Origin of the sequence: Pseudomonas sp. NBB, from assembly GCF_032701105.1 — a bacterium.
GTDB lineage: Bacteria > Pseudomonadota > Gammaproteobacteria > Pseudomonadales > Pseudomonadaceae > Aquipseudomonas > Aquipseudomonas asiatica.
Genome location: NZ_CP103994.1, coordinates 4,963,779 through 4,982,065 on the forward strand (window position 1 = coordinate 4,963,779; position 18,287 = coordinate 4,982,065).

At 62.5% G+C, this 18,287-nt stretch carries 18 protein-coding genes; 5 read left to right on the forward strand and 13 right to left on the reverse strand.

Annotated elements, in window-relative coordinates; translation table 11 throughout:
- Window positions 1–148: 148 nt before the first annotated feature.
- Together NY023_RS22980 and NY023_RS22985 are read right to left on the reverse strand one after the other, a co-directional pair.
- Window positions 149–1,498, reverse strand: coding sequence for a tryptophan--tRNA ligase (locus tag NY023_RS22980; RefSeq protein WP_003257163.1), 1,350 nt, complete (start codon window positions 1,496–1,498; stop codon window positions 149–151).
- A gap of 25 nt (window positions 1,499–1,523) precedes the next feature.
- Window positions 1,524–2,159, reverse strand: a complete 636-nt coding sequence (locus NY023_RS22985; RefSeq protein ID WP_013974131.1) for an alpha/beta hydrolase — start codon at window positions 2,157–2,159, stop codon at window positions 1,524–1,526.
- 135 nt (window positions 2,160–2,294) lie between these two features.
- On the opposite strand from NY023_RS22985, the gene NY023_RS22990 reads away from it, so the two are divergent.
- Entirely contained in the window at window positions 2,295–2,729 is a 435-nt protein-coding gene (locus NY023_RS22990) for a YhcB family protein (protein ID WP_003257164.1), read from the forward strand.
- A 160-nt stretch (window positions 2,730–2,889) separates the two neighbouring features.
- On the opposite strand, the gene NY023_RS22995 is transcribed toward NY023_RS22990, so the two are convergent.
- The gene (locus NY023_RS22995; protein WP_013974133.1) at window positions 2,890–4,086 is read right to left on the reverse strand and encodes a methionine gamma-lyase; all 1,197 of its coding nucleotides are present in this window, start codon (window positions 4,084–4,086) and stop codon (window positions 2,890–2,892) included.
- Window positions 4,087–4,213: 127 nt separating this feature from the next.
- On the opposite strand from NY023_RS22995, the gene NY023_RS23000 reads away from it, so the two are divergent.
- Window positions 4,214–4,693, forward strand: a complete 480-nt coding sequence (locus NY023_RS23000; RefSeq protein ID WP_013974134.1) for an Lrp/AsnC family transcriptional regulator — start codon at window positions 4,214–4,216, stop codon at window positions 4,691–4,693.
- A 256-nt stretch (window positions 4,694–4,949) separates the two neighbouring features.
- Here NY023_RS23000 and cysN read toward each other — a convergent pair whose 3' ends face one another.
- The 3 genes from cysN to NY023_RS23015 all read right to left on the reverse strand — a co-directional run bounded on the left by cysN (window position 4,950) and on the right by NY023_RS23015 (window position 8,791).
- Window positions 4,950–6,851, reverse strand: coding sequence for a sulfate adenylyltransferase subunit CysN (gene cysN / locus NY023_RS23005; protein WP_023661810.1), 1,902 nt, complete (start codon window positions 6,849–6,851; stop codon window positions 4,950–4,952).
- A gap of 16 nt (window positions 6,852–6,867) precedes the next feature.
- Complete coding sequence (gene cysD, locus NY023_RS23010; protein ID WP_013974136.1) at window positions 6,868–7,785, reverse strand: sulfate adenylyltransferase subunit CysD; 918 nt, start codon at window positions 7,783–7,785, stop codon at window positions 6,868–6,870.
- Window positions 7,786–8,032: 247 nt separating this feature from the next.
- Entirely contained in the window at window positions 8,033–8,791 is a 759-nt protein-coding gene (locus NY023_RS23015) for a Nif3-like dinuclear metal center hexameric protein (protein ID WP_023661811.1), read from the reverse strand.
- A gap of 167 nt (window positions 8,792–8,958) precedes the next feature.
- Between NY023_RS23015 and algW the strand changes: the two genes are divergently transcribed.
- Window positions 8,959–10,119, forward strand: a complete 1,161-nt coding sequence (algW, locus tag NY023_RS23020) for a Do family serine endopeptidase AlgW (protein ID WP_015271734.1) — start codon at window positions 8,959–8,961, stop codon at window positions 10,117–10,119.
- Window positions 10,120–10,252: 133 nt separating this feature from the next.
- Here algW and NY023_RS23025 read toward each other — a convergent pair whose 3' ends face one another.
- From NY023_RS23025 to NY023_RS23040, 4 genes are all read right to left on the reverse strand, one after another.
- The gene (locus NY023_RS23025) at window positions 10,253–11,017 is read right to left on the reverse strand and encodes an amino acid ABC transporter ATP-binding protein (protein ID WP_003251792.1); all 765 of its coding nucleotides are present in this window, start codon (window positions 11,015–11,017) and stop codon (window positions 10,253–10,255) included.
- A gap of 10 nt (window positions 11,018–11,027) precedes the next feature.
- Window positions 11,028–12,125, reverse strand: a complete 1,098-nt coding sequence (locus NY023_RS23030) for an amino acid ABC transporter permease (protein ID WP_013974139.1) — start codon at window positions 12,123–12,125, stop codon at window positions 11,028–11,030.
- A gap of 10 nt (window positions 12,126–12,135) precedes the next feature.
- Window positions 12,136–13,314 (reverse strand): amino acid ABC transporter permease, encoded by a 1,179-nt coding sequence (locus tag NY023_RS23035; RefSeq protein ID WP_023661812.1) that lies wholly within the window; start codon window positions 13,312–13,314, stop codon window positions 12,136–12,138.
- Between the two features lie 67 nt (window positions 13,315–13,381).
- Window positions 13,382–14,410 carry an amino acid ABC transporter substrate-binding protein gene (locus NY023_RS23040; RefSeq protein WP_013974141.1) on the reverse strand — a complete coding sequence of 343 codons (1,029 nt, stop codon included), beginning with the start codon at window positions 14,408–14,410 and terminating at the stop codon, window positions 13,382–13,384.
- A 331-nt stretch (window positions 14,411–14,741) separates the two neighbouring features.
- Here NY023_RS23040 and NY023_RS23045 point away from each other — a divergent pair, with 331 nt between their 5' ends.
- Both NY023_RS23045 and rhlB read left to right on the forward strand, forming a co-directional pair.
- Entirely contained in the window at window positions 14,742–15,398 is a 657-nt protein-coding gene (locus NY023_RS23045; RefSeq protein WP_013974142.1) for an alpha/beta hydrolase, read from the forward strand.
- Between the two features lie 101 nt (window positions 15,399–15,499).
- Window positions 15,500–16,963 (forward strand): ATP-dependent RNA helicase RhlB, encoded by a 1,464-nt coding sequence (gene rhlB, locus NY023_RS23050; RefSeq protein WP_013974143.1) that lies wholly within the window; start codon window positions 15,500–15,502, stop codon window positions 16,961–16,963.
- Between the two features lie 128 nt (window positions 16,964–17,091).
- Here rhlB and moaE read toward each other — a convergent pair whose 3' ends face one another.
- From moaE to moaC, 3 genes are read right to left on the reverse strand one after another with little or no spacing between them, the layout of a single operon-like run.
- Window positions 17,092–17,538, reverse strand: coding sequence for a molybdopterin synthase catalytic subunit MoaE (moaE, locus tag NY023_RS23055; RefSeq protein WP_013974144.1), 447 nt, complete (start codon window positions 17,536–17,538; stop codon window positions 17,092–17,094).
- Window positions 17,539–17,540: 2 nt separating this feature from the next.
- Window positions 17,541–17,786: a molybdopterin converting factor subunit 1 gene (gene moaD, locus NY023_RS23060; RefSeq protein WP_003251777.1), complete on the reverse strand. Its 246-nt coding sequence runs from the start codon at window positions 17,784–17,786 to the stop codon at window positions 17,541–17,543.
- Window positions 17,786–18,256: a cyclic pyranopterin monophosphate synthase MoaC gene (moaC, locus tag NY023_RS23065; protein WP_013974145.1), complete on the reverse strand. Its 471-nt coding sequence runs from the start codon at window positions 18,254–18,256 to the stop codon at window positions 17,786–17,788. Before moaC ends, moaD begins: the two co-directional genes overlap by 1 nt.
- Between the last annotated feature and the right edge of the window lie 31 nt (window positions 18,257–18,287).

Below are 18,287 nucleotides of genomic sequence, written 5' to 3' on the forward strand. Positions count from 1 at the left end.
AACAAAAAACGGGCCGTCACTGTAGCGACAGGCCCGCTTAATGGCAATCAGACTTGCGTCAATATGCCTCATCCAGACCAACTAAGTGCTGGATGGCACCGGCTTTGCCGGTGTTCGCGGGCAAAACCGCTCCTACAGGCGAAATGCCTCAGTCCGGTTGTGGCGCAAGCGCTGCACGCAGGCTTTCGATGGCCGAATCACGGGCTTCGGCGCTGTCGAACTGCGGCCCCTCGGCAACCTGTTCACCGTTCAGCCACAGACCGAAACCCAGGCCTTCGACGCGTACATCCGCCTCGCCACCTTGCTGCAGCTGCTTGCTCACGGCGCCGGCGCTCTTGCCGTCGGCGAAGCTGCGCGACAGCAGCAGTTGCTCGCCATCAGCGGCAAGCAGGCGGAAGCGGAAGCTGCCGTCTTCATCGCGGAAGCTGACGAAACGCGCACTCTTGGCGGCCTTCTTCTTCACTTCGGTGCTGGCCTGCACGCTGCTACGGAACGAACGCAGGCCAACAGCCTCGCGCAGCTGCTCGAGGAATGGCGTGGCGATCTTGCGAGCCTTGGCAGCGCCGGCCAGCAGGATGTCTTCCAAGTCCGCCGGGCGGGCGATCAGCTGGTGGTAGTACTCGCGCTTCTCGGCCAGCTGGCCGTCCAGCAGCTGGAACAGCCGCTGCTTGGCCTCGCCCCAGCCCAGGCCCTGCAGCAGCTCTTCACGGAACTCGGCGCACTGCGCCGGCGTCGAGAAGGCCTGGAACAGGGTGAACAGGTGAGCGTTGTCCGGGTCTTTCGCCTCGCCAGGCGCACGCGAGTCGGTGACGATGCGCGAGATGGCGTCTTTCATCTCCTTGGCGCTGGTGAATAGCGGGATGGTGTTGTCGTAGCTCTTGGACATCTTGCGCCCGTCCAGGCCCGGCAGGGTCGCCACGCTCTCCTCGATCACCGCTTCCGGCAGGGCGAAGAAGTCCTTGCCCTGGCCGAACAGGTGGTTGAAGCGCTGACCGATGTCGCGGGCCATTTCCACGTGCTGGATCTGGTCACGACCGACCGGCACCTTGTTGGCGTTGAACATCAGGATGTCCGCAGCCATCAGCACCGGGTAGCTGTACAGGCCCATGGTCACGCCGGCATCCGGGTCCTCGCCATTTTCCAGGTTCTTGTCCACCGAGGCCTTGTAGGCGTGTGCACGGTTGAGCAGGCCCTTGGCGCTGACGCAGGTCAGCAGCCAGGTCAGCTCGGGGATTTCCGGGATATCGGACTGGCGGTAGAAGGTCACCTTGTCCGGATCGAGACCGCCGGCCAGCCAGGTGGCGGCAATTTCCAGACGCGAACGCTGGATGCGCAGCGGGTCGTCGCACTTGATCAGGGCGTGGTAGTCGGCCAGGAAGTAGAACGAGTCGACACCGGGCTGCTGGCTGGCACGGATCGCCGGGCGGATGGCGCCGGCGTAGTTGCCCAGGTGCGGAGTGCCGGTGGTGGTGATACCGGTGAGAATGCGCGTGGTCATGGGTGTTCGCTTATTCAGGCTTGGCTCAGTTCGAAAGGCGCGGCAGCAGCAGATCCTTCAGATCGGTCAGCTTGCCATGGAAGAAGTGTCCGCATTCTGCCACTTTCAGCAGCTCATGGGGGCGCGACAGGCTGTCGGACCATTCGTAAACCAGCTGCGGCGCGACGACTTCGTCGGCGTCCGGCTGCACCACGGTGATCGGGCAGCGCTGCGGCAGCGGGAAATCCGCCGTCAGGCGCATGACCGCCGGGGCGATCATGAACAGCTGCTGCAGCTCTACTCCAATGGCCTCCAGGCGGCCGGCCAGGCTGGCGGCGACAAAACCACCGAACGAGAAGCCCATCAGCACCAGCGGCAGGCCCAGATGCTTTTCGCGCAGCCAGGCCGCAGCGGCTTCGGCATCGGCCACCTCGCCAGCGCCCATGTCATGGGTACCTGCGCTCTGCCCGACGCCACGGTAGTTGAACCGCAAGGTCACGTAGCCGGCGTCACGGGCGGTGCGTTGCAAGGTCGAGACCACCTTGTTGAGCATGGTGCCGCCCTGGACCGGGTTGGGGTGGCAGATCAGCACCGCGCCACGTGCATTGGCCACGTCCAGGTACAAGGCTTCCAGCTGGCCGCTGGGGCCATCGATGAACAAGGGGGTTTCGCGGACAAGCAAGGCACTACTCCGTGACCTCGGGAGGGGTCGATTCGTCTAGATGAGGAATTCTGTTCTGATTTGCGATCGCTCGCGGTATACAGCGCAGGTCTGAGCCGTTAACGTAAAGCAAAGCCGTTTATAGAGGAAGGACTCGTGGAACTCTCGCTCCTTGTTTGGTTGTTGCCGACCCTGGCCCTGGTCATCGGTGTGGTGGTTGGGTTCGTCGTCGCTCGCCTGCTGCCCAATGCCGCGCCGAGCAGCACCCAGCGTCAACTGGATGATATCCAGAAGCGCTTCGACAGCTATCAGAACGAAGTGGTTACTCATTTCAACAGCACTGCCGTGCTGGTCAAGAAACTGACCCAAAGCTATCAGGACGTGCAGGACCACCTGGCCGAAGGCGCCAACAGCCTGGCCCTGGACGACGTCACTCGCCAACGCTTGCTGGCAGCCCTGCACTCCGAGGCAGCGCAAGGCCCACGCGACCGTTTGACCCCGCCGAAGGACGCCGAAGTGCCACGCGACTACGCGCCGAAAGCACCGAACTCGCCGGGCATGCTCGACGAGAGCTACGGGCTCAAGCGCTGATCTGCAGAAAATGACAAAGGCCTCGCAAGAGGCCTTTTTCATGGGCTGGATTCACTGGGCTCTTCGCGGGTGAACCCGCTCCCACAGGGGCGGCGCAGGTTTCAAATACTGCGCCTGACCTGTAAGCGGGTTTACCCGCGAAGAGGTCGGCCCAGGCAACCTAGCTGCAGGCCTGCAATGCCTGCTCGACATCCGCTAGCAGGTCCTCCACGTCCTCCAGCCCCACCGACAGGCGCACCAGCCCCTCCGATATCCCGTGATGGGCCCGCTCCTTCGCGGTATAGCTTGAGTGCGTCATGCTCGCCGGATGCTGCGCCAGCGACTCGGCATCGCCCAGGCTCACCGCCCGCGCAAACAGTTGCAGGGCATTCATGAATCTGCGCCCGGCCTCGATCCCCCCCTTGAGCTCGAACGCGATCATCCCGCCCGGCAAACGCATCTGCCGCTGCGCCAGCTCGTACTGGGCAAACGACGGCAAACCCGGGTAGTGAATCAGCTCCACCTGCGGCTGCCGCGCCAGAGCCTCGGCCACCTGCTGGGCATTTGCGCAATGGCGGTCCATGCGCAGGGCCAAGGTCTTGATACCGCGCATCAGCAGCGACGCATCGTGGGGTGACAGCACCGCCCCGGTCATGTCCTTCAGCCCTTCCAGGCGAATGCGGTCGACCAGCGCCTTGCGCCCCACCACCAGACCGGCAGTGATATCGCCGTGGCCACTCAGGTACTTGGTCGCCGAATGCACCACCAGGTCCGCCCCCAGCTCCAGCGGCCGCTGCAGGTAAGGCGTGCAGTAGGTGTTGTCGACCACCACATGCACATCATGCCCGCGCACCGCTTCGGCCACCGCGGCGATATCCACCAACTGCATGTTGGGGTTGGCCGGCGTTTCGAAGTAGATCATCCGCGTTTTGCTGTTGATCGCCGCTTTCAGGGCCTTGGCATCGTTCAGGTCGACATGGCGGATCTTCACCCCGAATTCGCCAATGCCATGGTGCAGGAAAGAAAAAGTGCAGCCGTACAATGTACGCCCGACGATCAGCTCATCACCAGGGCGCAACAGGGTCCAGATCGTCGAGGTGATGGCCCCCATGCCCGACGCCAATGCCAGCCCCGCCTCGCCGCCCTCCAGCGAGGCCATGCGCTGTTCCAGCAGGGCCAAGGTAGGGTTGGAAATGCGGCTGTAGAAATGCCCCGGCTCCTCCCCGGCGAAGCAAGCAGCACCGTATTCGACTGTGGGGAAGGCATAAGTAGCGGTCTGGTACACCGGCGGCACCAGGGCGCCACCGTGGGAAAGCGGATCGTAGCCATGGTGAATGGCCCGCGTGGAAAAACCGGTGTTGTTATGGGAGTCGCGCATGGCAACAGCCTCTTGTGGTTTGCTATAAGCTTATGCCACCGAGCTGCCCGATTTTTTCCAAAATGGCCCACGCATACGCGTGCTTGTTGGAACAAAAACAATAATTACCGGACCAGAAGGGTAAAACATGCCTTCACGCCTCGACCGTACCGACCGCGCCCTGCTCGCTGCCCTGCAGGACAACGCCCGCCTCACCGTTGCCGAACTTGCCGACCAGGTAGCGCTAACCACTTCGCCGTGCTGGCGGCGGGTCAAGTTGCTGGAGGACAACGGCTACATCACCGGCTACCAGGCCATTCTCTCGCCCAAGTCACTGGGGTTTGGCGTCACCGCGTTCGTCAGCATCATGATGGACTCGCACACCAAGGACATGGCACTGGCATTCGAACAGCGGCTGATGGAAATTCCCGAGATTGTCGCCTGCCACAACATCTCCGGGCGCTACGACTTCTTGCTTGAGATCCTGGCGCGGGATCTGGAGTCGTTTGGCGAGTTCACCCGGGAAGTGCTGCAGCGGTTGCCGGGGGTGAAGGAGATCTACTCGAGTTTTTCCTACAAGGCAGTGAAGGAACGGCGGGTGATACCGGTTTCGGAAAAACACATCTGAACGAAATGCACAGTCCGTGCGGGAACAACTGCCTTGCTCAAAATCCAAAGCTCACGCAATCCTTTGTGGGAGCGGCCTTGTGTCGCGAAAGGGCTGCGCAGCAGCCCCAGCAATTTGTGCATCAGTGCTGAGACCCGGGGGCTGCTGTGCAGCCCTTTCGCGACACAAGGCCGCTCCCACAGGAGACCCGCGCATGTATGCCGGGCGTAGAAACAAAAAACCCCGCCGAGGCGGGGTTTTCCTTGCAGGCTAGCGCTTAGATCGCGCCACGCTGACGCAGCACGTCCAGCACCTGCTTCACGCCCTCATCCACGCTCGTGGCCTGAGTATCGATCACAAGGTCGGCATCCAGCGGCACATCGTACGGGAAGCTTTCGCCCGGGATGTTGTCGCCACCAGCAGCGTACAAGCCTTGCGGGTCACGCTCACGGCAGGCCAGCGGCGAGGCCTGGACGTAAACGGTCACCAGGCGCTCCTTGCCGATCAATGCCTTGGCCTGTTCGCGGCCTTCTGCATCCGGGGCCACGAACGCGGCCAGAGTCAGCAGACCGGCTTCGTTGAACTGGCGCGCCACGTGGGCGGCGCGGCGCCAGTTCTCGGTGCGACCTGCGCGGTCCTGCGGCAAGCCCTTGTTCAGGTCATGGCGCAGGTTCTGGCCGTCGAGCACGTACACTGCACGGCCCATGTCGAACAGCTTGCGCTCCACGGCGTAGGCCAGGGTGCTCTTGCCAGCGCCGGACAGGCCACTGAACAGCACGGTGGCAGGCTGCTGGCCGAAGCGCAGGGCGCGCTCTTCGGTGGCCACATGGCACAGCTTGCCATGATGGCCGGTGCTGCCGTGCGGCAGGACTGGCGGGGCGATGATCATGCCGGCGCCGACCGTGCCGTTGGTCAGCCGGTCGATGACGATGAACGCACCGGTGGTGCGGTTGCTTTCGTAACCGTCCAGGGCGATCGAGGCGTCCAGGGACACCTTGACGCGGCCGATCTCGTTCAGCTGCAGCGCGCTGGCAGCGCCCTGCTCCAGGGTGTTCACATCGACCTTGTGGGTGATGCTGGCAATCGAGCCCGGCACGTAGCTGGTGGCGCGCTTGATGTCGTATTTCTTGCCTGGGAGCATCGGCTCCTCGGCCATCCACACCAGCATGGCGTCGAACTGGTCGGTGACCGGCGGGACGTTGTCGGCATGCACCAGCAGGTCACCACGGGAGATGTCGATCTCGTCTTCCATGGTCAGGGTCACGGCCTGGCCAGGGCCTGCGTTTTCCAGCTCGCCTTCGTAGGTGACGATGGACTTGACGCGGCTGCTCTTGCCCGACGGCAGCACGACGATTTCATCGCCCTTGTGCACCACGCCGCTGGCGATGGTGCCAGCGAAACCGCGGAAGTTCAGGTTCGGACGGTTGACATACTGCACCGGGAAGCGCAGGTCGGTGAAGTTGCGGTCGGCCGACACTTCGACGGTTTCGAGGATTTCCATCAGCGTCGGGCCGGCGTACCACGGCGAACGCTCGCTGTGGTTGACCACGTTGTCACCCTTGAGCGCCGACATCGGCACGAAGTGCAGGCTGCTCGGGGTAAGGTTGATGGCTTCGGCGAACTTCAGGTAGTCGGCCTTGATCGACTCGAAGACGTCCTGATCGAAGCCCTTGAGGTCCATCTTGTTGACCGCGACGACGATGTGCTTGATGCCCAGCAGCGAGGCAATGTAGCTGTGGCGGCGGGTCTGGGTCTGCACGCCGTAGCGGGCATCGACCAGGATGATCGCCAGGTCGCAGGTGGACGCGCCGGTAGCCATGTTGCGGGTGTACTGCTCGTGGCCCGGGGTGTCGGCAATGATGAACTTGCGCTTGGCGGTGGAGAAATAGCGGTAGGCGACATCGATGGTGATGCCCTGCTCGCGCTCGGCCTGCAGACCGTCGACCAGCAGCGCCAGGTCGACTTCCTCGCCGGTGGTGCCGACCTTTTTCGAATCGCGGGTGATAGCCTCGAGGTGGTCCTCGTAGATCATCTTCGAGTCGTGCAGCAGGCGCCCGATCAGGGTGCTCTTGCCGTCATCCACGTTGCCGCAGGTGAGAAAACGCAGCAGTTCTTTGCGCTCGTGCTGAGCCAGATAAGCGAGGATGTCTTCGCTGATCAAATCGGATTGGTGCGACATGGAGTAACCCTGAAAATTAGAAGTAGCCCTGACGTTTCTTGTCTTCCATGGAACCGGCGCCATCGTGGTCGATGACTCGGCCCTGGCGCTCGGAAGTGCGCGTCAGGAGCATTTCCTGAATGATGTCGGTGAGCGTCTCGGCTTCCGACTCGACAGCGCCCGTGAGCGGGTAGCAGCCAAGGGTACGGAAACGCACCTTTTTCTTGACGATGCGCGCTTTCTCTTCATCGGTGAGATGTTCGAGGATGCGCTCGTCGTCGATCATGATCAGGGTGCCGTTCTTCTCGATGACTTCACGCTCGGCGGCGAAGTACAGCGGCACGATCGGGATGCCTTCGAGGTAGATGTACTGCCAGATGTCCAGCTCGGTCCAGTTCGACAGCGGGAAGACGCGGATCGACTCGCCCTTGTTGACCTTGCCGTTGTACACGTTCCACAGTTCCGGGCGCTGGTTCTTCGGGTCCCAGCGGTGCTTGCTGTCACGGAACGAGTAAACGCGCTCTTTGGCCCGCGACTTCTCTTCGTCGCGGCGCGCACCACCGAAGGCGGCATCGAAACCATGCTTGTCCAGCGCCTGCTTCAGGCCCTGGGTCTTCATGATGTCGGTGTGCTTGGAGCTGCCATGGGTGAACGGGTTGATGCCCTGCGCCACACCCTCGGGGTTGACGTGGGTGATCAGCTCCAGGCCCATTTCCTCGACCATCTTGTCGCGGAAGCTGTACATCTCCTGGAATTTCCACTGGGTGTCGACGTGCATCACCGGGAACGGCAACTTGCCTGGGAAAAAGGCCTTGCGCGCCAGGTGCAGCATCACGGCGGAATCCTTGCCGATCGAGTACAGCATCACCGGGTTGTCGAACTCGGCGGCCACCTCGCGGATGATGTGGATGCTCTCCGCCTCCAGCTGTTTCAAGTGCGTCAGTTTGTCGACCATGGCTACTCACGAAAAACGATCTTATGGACGGCCTGCGGGCCGTGTTCGAGCGAGCCACTTTATCACAGCGGCTGCTTCTATTTAGGAGGCCGGCTAGATCGAAAAAGTCTAACGATATGACTGCGGGTTTGGGCCAGCAGGCCTGGCCTATTCGCGGGTAAACCCGCTCCCACAGGGATCCCGCAGGCCTGGGATCAACACTGTCCCTGTGGGAGCGGGTTTACCCGCGAAGAAGGCGACGCCGATGTCAGATCGGGTTCGGGCAATCGATGAACAGGTGCTCCACGGCAAAGCGCCGCGCCAGGTATTCACCCAGCGCCTGCACCCCATACCGCTCGGTGGCATGGTGCCCGGCGGCAATGAAGCTGACGCCATTCTCGCGGGCGCTATGGTAGGTCTGTTCCGACGCCTCGCCGGTCAGGTACAGGTCCACCCCGGCCGCAATCGCCGTGTCGATGTAGCCCTGCCCGCCCCCGGTACACCAGCCGACCCGCCGGATCATCTGCTCACCTTCGACCAGCAGAGGCTCACGCCCCAGCACCTCCCGCACCCGCCGGGCGAAATCGAGCGCGGTCATCGGCTCGGCCAGCGAGCCGACCAGGCCGACCACCTTGGGGTTCTCCGGGTCCAGCGGCCCTTCGACGGTGATGTCCAACTGCCGTGCCAGCTGCACGTTGTTGCCCACATCCGGGTGAGCGTCCAGCGGCAGATGAAACGCGAGCAGGCTGATATCGTTGTTCAGCAGCGTTTTCAGCCGGCGCTGCCGGATACCGGTGATGCAAGGGTTCTCTCCCTTCCAGAAGTAGCCATGGTGCACCAGCACCAGGTCGGCCTCGGCTTCGACTGCCGCATCCAGCAACGCCTGGCTGGCGGTAACGCCGCTGACGATGCGGCTGACCTGCGGCCGGCCTTCGACCTGCAGGCCGTTGGGGCAATAATCCTGGATCTTCGCGCTGCCCAGGTAACGCTCGGCTTCCTCGACCAGGGTGTTCAGAGCGACGGCCATGAAAATCTCCTCGAAATCTGCGTTTTTCTCGGGCACAACGCCCATGCAACGCCCGTATAATGCCGGCCATTATGGGCCGTCGCCGGCACTGGGGGAACCGGTGTATGATCGCGCGCGCTCATGCCCACCGCACGGTCACCATCCCCGGCTCTTTCCAGGATTCATTCATGTTCAAGGCTTTGCGTTATTTTGGCTGGCCCCTGCTTACCGGCGTACTGATCGCCATGCTGATCATCCAGCGCTTCCCGGAGTGGGTCGGCCTGCCCAGCCAGGACGTCAACCTGCAACAGGCACCGCAGACCACGCGGATCATGCAGGGCCCGGTATCCTATGCCGACGCGGTAACCCTGGCCGCCCCGGCGGTGGTCAACCTGTACACCACCAAGGTGGTGAACAAGAGCGCCCACCCGCTGTTCGAGGACCCGCAGTTCCGCCGTTTCTTCGGCGACAACCTGCCCAAGCAGCGCCGCTGGGAGTCGAGCCTGGGCTCGGCGGTGATCATGAGCCCCGAGGGTTACCTGCTGACCAATAACCACGTCACCAGCGGCGCCGACCAGATCGTCGTGGCCCTGAAGGATGGCCGCGAGACATTGGCCCGGGTCATCGGCAGCGACCCGGAAACCGACCTGGCGGTGCTGAAAATCGACCTGAAGAGCCTGCCGGCGATCACCATCGGCCGCTCCGACAACATTCACATCGGCGACGTGTCGCTGGCCATCGGCAACCCGTTCGGGGTCGGCCAGACCGTGACCATGGGTATTATCAGCGCCACTGGCCGCAACCAGCTGGGCCTGAACAACTACGAAGATTTCATCCAGACCGACGCGGCGATCAACCCGGGTAACTCCGGCGGTGCGCTTGTGGATGCCAACGGCAACCTGATCGGCATCAACACGGCGATCTTCTCCAAGTCCGGCGGTTCGCAAGGTATCGGCTTCGCCATCCCGGTGAAACTGGCACTGGAGGTGATGAAGTCGATCATCGAGCACGGCCAGGTGATCCGTGGCTGGCTGGGCATCGAAGTACAGCCACTGAGCCAGGAACTGGCCGAATCGTTCGGCATGAAGGACCGCCCGGGCATCGTGGTGGCGGGCATCTTCCGCGAAGGGCCGGCGGCAAAGGCCGGGCTGCAGCTGGGTGACGTGATCCTGAGCATCAACGGCGAGCCGGCCGGTGATGGGCGCAAGTCGATGAACCAGGTGGCGCGGATCAAGCCCAACGAGAAGATCACCATCGAGGTGATGCGCAATGGGCAGCAGTTGAAGCTGATCGCCGAGGTGGGCCTGCGGCCGCCACCGGCGCCGGCAGTCGCCAAAGAAGAGAAGTAAGGCTGCGATCTGGTCTCTGGGGGGCTGCTTCGCAGCCCATTCGCAGCACAAGGCTGCTCCTACAGGAGATCGCATTTCCCTTGTAGGAGCAGCCTTGTGCTGCGAATGGGCCGCAAAGCGGCCCCCGGCTACATCAATGCAGGATCTGGCTCAGGAACAACTTGGTCCGGTCACTGCGTGGCCGGTCGAAGAAGTCATCCGGCGCTGCCTGCTCGACGATCTCGCCCTTGTCCATGAAGATCACCCGGTTCGCCACGGTCCGGGCAAAGCCCATCTCGTGGGTCACGCAGAGCATGGTCATGCCATCCTCGGCCAGGCCCACCATGGTATCGAGCACTTCCTTGACCATTTCCGGGTCCAGCGCCGAGGTCGGTTCGTCGAACAGCATGATCTTCGGTTTCATGCACAACGCGCGGGCAATCGCCACACGCTGCTGCTGACCACCGGACAACTGCCCCGGGTACTTGTGCGCCTGCTCCGGAATACGCACCCGCTCCAGGTAGTGCATGGCGATTTCCTCGGCCTTGCGCCGCGGCATCTTGCGCACCCACATCGGCGCCAGGGTGCAGTTCTCCAGGATGCTCAGGTGCGGGAACAGGTTAAAGTGCTGGAACACCATGCCCACTTCGCGGCGGATGGCCTCGATCTGCTTGAGGTCGTTGGTCAGCTCCACACCATCGACCACGATGCGCCCCTGCTGGTGCTCTTCCAGGCGGTTGAGGCAACGGATGGTGGTGGACTTGCCAGAGCCGGACGGCCCGCACAGCACGATGCGCTCGCCCTGGCGCACGTTCAGGTTGATGTCCTTGAGCACATGGAACTGGCCGTACCACTTGTTCACGCCCTGCATCTGGATGATGCCTTCGGGGCCGGCAGGCTGCTTGATCGCTTCACTCATTTCGAAACTCCTAACGCTTGTGGCCAGTGTCCAGCTTGCGCTCCAGATGCATGGAGTAGCGGGACATACCGAAACAGAAAATCCAGAACACCAGGGCGGCGAACACGTAGCCCTCGGTAGCCATGCCCAGCCAGGCCGGGTCGGCAGCAGCTTGCTTGACGCTGTTCAGCAGGTCGAACAGCCCGATGATGATCACCAGGCTGGTGTCCTTGAACAGGGCAATGAAGGTGTTGACGATGCCGGGGATCACCAGCTTGAGCGCCTGCGGCAGAATCACCAGGCCCATCGCCCGCCAGTAGCCAAGGCCCATGGCCGCGGCAGCTTCGTACTGGCCCTTGGGGATGGCCTGGAGGCCGCCACGCACCACCTCGGCGATATACGCCGACTGGAACAGGATCACGCCGATCATCGCCCGCAGCAGCTTGTCGAAGCTCATGCCCTCAGGCAGGAACAACGGCAGCATCACCGATGACATGAACAGCACGGTGATCAGCGGCACGCCGCGCCAGAACTCGATGAAGGTCACGCACACCACCTTCACCGCAGGCATTTTCGAGCGCCGCCCCAGGGCCAGCAGGATTCCCAGCGGCAATGCGCCGACAATGCCCACGGTGGCAATCACCAGGGTCAGCATCAGCCCGCCCCACTGGCTGGTAGGTACGCTTTCCAGGCCCAGCATGCCCCCGTGCAGCAGGGTGTAGGCAAGCAGCGGGTACACCACCAGGAAGCCAAGGCCGTAGAAGGCCTTGCGTGGGAAGCGTTTGATGAACAGCGGGGCGGCGCCAAGCACGGCAAGCCACACGGTCAGGTCCACGCGCCAGCGCAACTCGGCCGGGTAGTAGCCGTACATGAACTGGCCGAAACGCTGCTGCACGAACACCCAGCAGGCGCCCTCCTTGGTGCAGTCGGCGCGGGTGGTGCCGACCCAGTTGGCATCAAGCAACGCCCACTGCAGCAGCGGCGGCACGATCAGCCAAACCAGGTAGATGGCAAACAGGGTCAGCAGCGTATTGAGCCAGCTGGAGAACAGATTGGCACGCATCCATGCGAGCACGCCGACGGTTTTCACCGGTGGCGGCATGTCGGGTTTGAAAACATGGGCATTCACTGGCGTATCCTCACCGCTCGATCAGCGCAATGCGCTTGTTGTACCAGTTCATCAGCAGCGAAATGCTGATGCTGATGGCGAGATAGACACTCATGGTGATGGCGATCACCTCGATGGCCTGGCCGGTCTGGTTGAGCACGGTACCGGCGAACAGCGAGACCATCTCCGGGTAGCCGATACCGGCCGCCAGCGACGAGTTCTTCGCCAGGTTCAGGTACTGGCTGGTCAGCGGCGGAATGATCACCCGCAGTGCCTGGGGGATGATCACCTTGCGCAGGGTCGGCCCCTCGCGCAGGCCCAGCGAACGCGCGGCCTCGGTCTGGCCATGGCTGACCGAACGGATACCGGAGCGCACGATCTCGGCGATGAACGCAGCGGTGTAGATGGTCAACGCCAGGGTCAGCGCCAGCAGCTCGGGAATCAGTACCCAGCCACCGACGAAGTTGAATCCTTTCAATTGCGGCACTTCCCAGTGCACCGGGCTGCCGAACAGCAGTGCGCAAACGCCTGGGATGGCGATGAACAGCGCCAGCCCCACCCAGAACTTGTGGAATGGCTCGCCCGTCTCGTCGAAGCGCTTGTTGGCATAACGCACCATCACCACGATGGCCAGCAGCGCCAGGACCAGGGCCACGACGAACGGCCAGAAGCCTTCGGCCATGGACGCGCCGGGCATGTTCAGGCCCCGGTTGCTGATGAAGAAGGTGTCGTCGATATTGATGCTGCCCCGCGGTCCCGGCAGGGTCAGGAACACGGCGAAGTACCAGAACAGGATCTGCAACAACGGCGGAATGTTGCGGAAGGTTTCCACATACACGGTCGCCAGCTTGTTGATCATCCAGTTCGGCGACAACCGCGCCACACCGATGATGAAGCCAAGGATGGTCGCCAGCACCACGCCGATGAACGTCACCAGCAAGGTGTTGAGCAGGCCGATGACGAACACCCGCGCATAGCTGTCTGATTCCACGTAGGGGATCAGGTGCTGGGCGATGCCGAAGCCGGCACTGCGGTCGAGAAAGTCGAAGCCCGAGGTGATACCCCGGTGTTGCAGGTTGGCTTGCGTGTTGTGGAACAGATACCAGCCCAGACCGACCACGAAGACTATCGTGAGAATCTGGAACAGCCACGCGCGCACACGTGGATCGCTCAGGGATAAACCCTTTTGTGCGCCGATTCGATTTTGCATGAAGTGCCCCGGAAAGTAGGGTTCCGAACAGCCTGCGGCGGCGGGATGCCGCCGCAGGGTGCAGCCATCAGCGCACAGGTGGCGCGTACTGGATGCCGCCGTTGTTCCACAGGGCGTTCATGCCACGGTCGATCTTCAGGTCGGTGCTCTGGCCCAGGTTCTTCTCGAACACTTCGCCGTAGTTACCGACTTGCTTCACGATTTGCACTACCCAGTCCTTGGGCAGCTTGAGGTCCTTGCCGTACTCGCCATCCGCGCCCAGCAGGCGGGCGACGTCCGGGTTCTTGGTGCTTTTGGCTTCGGCCTCGACATTCTTCGAGGTGATGCCCGCCTCTTCGGCGTTGAGCATGGCGAACAGGGTCCACTTGACGATGCTGAACCATTCTTCGTCGCCTTTACGCACCACCGGGCCCAGCGGTTCCTTGGAGATGGTTTCCGGCAGTACCACGTACTCGGTCGGCGCGGCCAACTTGGAGCGCTGGGCGAACAACTGCGACTTGTCGGAGGTCAGCACGTCGCAACGGCCCGATTCCAGCGACTTGGCACTTTCATCCGAGGTGTCGAAGGTGATCGGGGTGTACTTCAGGCCATTGGCGCGGAAGTAGTCCGACACATTCAGCTCGGTGGTGGTACCGGCCTGGATGCAGATGGTCGCGCCATCGAGTTCCTTGGCGCTGGATACACCCAGCTTTTTGTTGGCCAGGAAGCCAACGCCGTCGTAGTAGGTAACACCGGCGAATACCAGGCCCATGCCGGCATCACGCGAGCTGGTCCAGGTGGTGTTGCGCGACAGCACGTCGACTTCGCCCGACTGCAGGGCGGTGAAACGTTCCTTGGCGTTGAGCTGGCTGAACTTGACCTTGGTGGCGTCGCCGAACACGGCGGCGGCCACAGCGCGACACACGTCGGCGTCGATGCCAACGATCTTGCCCTGCGCATCAGGTACCGAGAAGCCTGGAAGACCGTCGCTCACACCACACTGGACGAAGCCCTTCTTCTTTACCGCATCCAGGGTGGCGCCGGCCTGGGCGTTGCTCACGGCGCCCAGCGCGGCGGCAGCGGTCAGGACTGCCAGGGTGGTTTTCAACATCTTCATTCACAACCTCCAAATCGCTCTTGTTGTATCGAGCCGGAATTGCACCGCACCCTTTTGAGGCGTATCCGACCCGTATTGGCTTGTTATTGGGTCAATGGCGCAATGGACTGTTCTGTGACAGCCTTCGCGTGCAAAGGGTGTTACCGTCACGGCCTGCCCTTTGCATCATTGGGTGAATTGCAAAGCGCGTACCAAAATTTGCGGCTGTAGCGTTTAAGCGCTCGTCAAGTAGGGAAAGTTGTATCGTTGCGACATTCTTTTTCCGACAATCATTTCCAGCGCCTTCTTTTCACGCACGCCATAACAAGACCCGCACACTTTCGGAGCAGTCATGACCAACCCACTGATTCTCGAACCGCAGAAAACCGCAGACGCCTGTGTGATCTGGTTGCACGGCCTGGGTGCCGACCGTTACGACTTCCTACCAGTGGCCGAATTCATGCAGGAACGCCTGCTCAGCACCCGTTTCGTCATGCCCCAGGCTCCCACCCGCCCGGTAACCATCAACGGCGGCTACGCCATGCCCAGCTGGTACGACATCAAGGCCATGACCCCGGCCCGCGCCATCGACGAGGCGCAGCTGGAGGAATCGGCCGAACAGGTCATTAGCCTGATCAAGGCCGAGCAGGCCAAAGGCATCAGCCTGTCGCGGATTTTCCTGGCTGGCTTCTCCCAGGGTGGCGCGGTGGTTCTGCACACTGCCTATATAAAGTGGCAAGAAGCGCTGGGTGGCGTGATCGCCTTGTCCACCTACGCCCCCACCTTCAACGACCAGCATCAGTTGAGCGCCTGCCAGCAACGCACCCCGGCCCTGTGCCTGCATGGTGTGCACGACCCGGTGGTGATCCCTTCCATGGGCCGCACCGCCTTCGAGTACCTCAATACCTGGGGCGTTGCCGCCCGCTGGCACGAATACCCGATGGAACACGAAGTGGTGGTGGAAGAGTTGAGCGACATCCACGACTGGCTGAGCAAGCAATTGCAATAAGCCAGGGCTGTCTGTAGTTGTAAGGCTATTCCACTACGCCGCGCCTGAATCTTGCATTACACTGCCCGGCGTACATTCCTTAACCAGTTGATGAGACGATCGTGCTCAAGGCACTCAAGAAAATTTTCGGCAAGGGAGACGCCGCGCCACAGGCCGTCGCTCCTGCTGCCAGCGTGACGCCCCCTGCGCCCGCACCCGCCAGCGAGGCCCGGCCTGCGGAAAAACCGGCCGCACCACGCGCCACCCCCACTCCCCAGGCCGAACAGCCTGCCGCCGTTACGCCAGCCGCCGACAAGCCGGCCAAGGACAAACCGCGTCGCGAGCGCAAGCCCAAGCCGCAGGCCAGCCTGTGGAAACCGGAAGACTTCGTGGTCGAGCCACAGGAAGGCAAGACCCGCTTCCACGACTTCAAGCTGTCCAACGAACTGATGCATGCCATCCACGACCTGGGCTTCCCGTACTGCACGCCTATCCAGGCACAGGTGCTGGGTTACACCCTGCGCGGTCAGGACGCCATCGGCCGGGCCCAGACCGGTACCGGCAAGACTGCGGCGTTCCTGATCTCGATCATTTCCCAGCTGCAGCAGACGCCGCCGCCGAAGGAACGCTACATGGGCGAGCCACGTGCGCTGATCATCGCGCCCACCCGTGAGCTGGTGGTACAGATCGCCAAGGACGCCATCGCCCTGACCAAGTACACCGGCCTGAACGTGATGAGCTTCGTCGGCGGAATGGACTTCGACAAGCAGCTCAAGGCCCTGGAAGCGCGCCATTGCGACATCCTGGTGGCCACTCCGGGGCGCCTGCTGGACTTCAACCAGCGCGGTGAGGTGCACCTGGACATGGTCGAAGTGATGGTGCTGGACGAAGCCGACCGCATGCTCGACATGGGCTTCATCCCCCAGGTGCGCCAGATCATTCGCCAGACGCCGCCGAAAAGCGAGCGCCAGACCCTGCTGTTCTCCGCCACCTTCACCGACGACGTGATGAACCTGGCCAAGCAGTGGACCACCAACCCGGCCATCGTCGAGATCGAGCCGGAGAACGTTGCCAGCGAAACGGTGGAGCAGCACGTCTATGCGGTGGCCGGCAGCGACAAGTACAAGCTGCTGTACAACCTGGTGACCCAGAACAAGTGGGAACGGGTGATGGTGTTCGCCAACCGCAAGGACGAAGTGCGGCGCATCGAGGAAAAACTGGTGCGCGACGGCATCAATGCCGCGCAGTTGTCGGGTGACGTGCCGCAGCACAAGCGTATCCGTACCCTGGAGAACTTCCGCGAAGGGCGCATCACCGTGCTGGTGGCCACCGACGTGGCGGGGCGGGGCATTCATATCGATGGCATCAGCCACGTGATCAACTTCACCCTGCCGGAAGACCCGGACGACTACGTGCACCGCATTGGCCGGACAGGCCGTGCTGGCACCAGTGGTGTGTCGATCAGCTTTGCCGGTGAGGATGACTCGTACCAGCTGCCAGCGATCGAAGAGCTGCTGGGGCGCAAGATCAAGTGTGAAATGCCGCCGGATGAGCTGCTGAAGCCGGTGCCGCGCAAGCATCATTGACCTGTGCCGGCCTCTTCGCGGGTGAACCCGCTCCCACAGGTACTGCACAGCTTTCAAAACCTGTGATGCACCTGTGGGAGCGGGTTCACCCGCGAACCGGGGCTTCGCCCCGGCCATCAAACAAGGATCTACCAGCGCTCCGCCGCATCCTGATCACTCTGTTTCCCTTCCACCCACCGTGCCCCTTCCTGGGTATTTTCCTTCTTCCAGAACGGCGCCCGCGTCTTCAGATAGTCCATGATGAAGTTGCAGGCATCGAACGCCGCCTGCCGATGGGCACTGGCCACGCCGACGAACACGATCGGCTCACCCGGCTCGAGCGCACCGATGCGGTGCAGCACCTCCACCTTGAGCAACGGCCAGCGCTGCTCTGCCTCCACCACGATCTTGGCCAAGGCCTTTTCGGTCATGCCCGGATAGTGCTCGAGGAACATCCCCGCCACCTCGCGGCCATCGTTGAAATCCCGCACGTAGCCGACAAAACCGACCACCGCGCCCACACCGACATTGGCCGCGTGCATGGCATTGGTCTCGGCTCCCGGGTCGAACGCACCTTCCTGGACTCGCACAGCCATGTTCAGCCTCCGGTCACCGGCGGGAAGAACGCCACTTCATCGCCCTCTTCCAGCGGCTCATCGAGCTTGCACAGTTCTTCGTTGCGCGCACACATCAGGTTCTGCTCGGCCAGCACTTCATACTGCCCACCCTTGGCCACCAAGGCCTGGCGCACATCGTCGAGCACCTTGAACGCACCCTCCACCCGCTCGGCATCCACGCCCAACAATTCGCGGTAACGGGCGAAGTACATCACCTTGACCTTCATCACGCCTCCACCTTGTAGTGGCCACTCTTGCCGCCGAGTTTTTCCAGCAGGCGCACCTGCTCGATGACCATACCTTTATCCACAGCCTTGCACATGTCATAGATCGTCAGCGCAGCCACGCTGGCGGCGGTCAGCGCCTCCATCTCCACGCCGGTCTGCCCGGCCAGCTTGCAGCGGGCGACGATACGCACGGCGTCCTGCCCCTCGGCACTCAGCTCGACCTTGACACTGGTCAGCATCAGCGGGTGGCACAGCGGGATCAGTTCGCTGGTCTTCTTCGCCGCCTGGATCCCGGCAATGCGCGCCACGGCGAACACGTCGCCCTTGGGGTGTTCACCGTCGACGATCATCTGCAAGGTCTGCGGCAACATGCGCACCCGCGCCTCGGCGGTGGCCTCACGCTCGGTCACGGCCTTTTCAGTGACGTCGACCATGTTGGCCCGCCCCTGGGAATCAAGATGTGTCAGCACTGCTCTGCTCCTGTGAAGGGAACTCGCAGTG

What these genes read in the sequence shown, in the direction of transcription:
- NY023_RS22980 (WP_003257163.1), bottom strand. Translation starts at nt 1,498, where the DNA reads ATGACCACGCGCATTCTCACCGGTATCACCACCACCGGCACTCCGCAC.
- NY023_RS22995 (WP_013974133.1), bottom strand. Translation starts at nt 4,086, where the DNA reads ATGCGCGACTCCCATAACAACACCGGTTTTTCCACGCGGGCCATTCAC.
- NY023_RS23000 (WP_013974134.1), top strand. Translation starts at nt 4,214, where the DNA reads ATGCCTTCACGCCTCGACCGTACCGACCGCGCCCTGCTCGCTGCCCTG.
- cysN (WP_023661810.1), bottom strand. Translation starts at nt 6,851, where the DNA reads ATGTCGCACCAATCCGATTTGATCAGCGAAGACATCCTCGCTTATCTG.
- cysD (WP_013974136.1), bottom strand. Translation starts at nt 7,785, where the DNA reads ATGGTCGACAAACTGACGCACTTGAAACAGCTGGAGGCGGAGAGCATC.
- NY023_RS23015 (WP_023661811.1), bottom strand. Translation starts at nt 8,791, where the DNA reads ATGGCCGTCGCTCTGAACACCCTGGTCGAGGAAGCCGAGCGTTACCTG.
- algW (WP_015271734.1), top strand. Translation starts at nt 8,959, where the DNA reads ATGTTCAAGGCTTTGCGTTATTTTGGCTGGCCCCTGCTTACCGGCGTA.
- NY023_RS23025 (WP_003251792.1), bottom strand. Translation starts at nt 11,017, where the DNA reads ATGAGTGAAGCGATCAAGCAGCCTGCCGGCCCCGAAGGCATCATCCAG.
- NY023_RS23035 (WP_023661812.1), bottom strand. Translation starts at nt 13,314, where the DNA reads ATGCAAAATCGAATCGGCGCACAAAAGGGTTTATCCCTGAGCGATCCA.
- NY023_RS23040 (WP_013974141.1), bottom strand. Translation starts at nt 14,410, where the DNA reads ATGAAGATGTTGAAAACCACCCTGGCAGTCCTGACCGCTGCCGCCGCG.
- NY023_RS23045 (WP_013974142.1), top strand. Translation starts at nt 14,742, where the DNA reads ATGACCAACCCACTGATTCTCGAACCGCAGAAAACCGCAGACGCCTGT.
- moaE (WP_013974144.1), bottom strand. Translation starts at nt 17,538, where the DNA reads ATGGCTGTGCGAGTCCAGGAAGGTGCGTTCGACCCGGGAGCCGAGACC.
- moaD (WP_003251777.1), bottom strand. Translation starts at nt 17,786, where the DNA reads ATGAAGGTCAAGGTGATGTACTTCGCCCGTTACCGCGAATTGTTGGGC.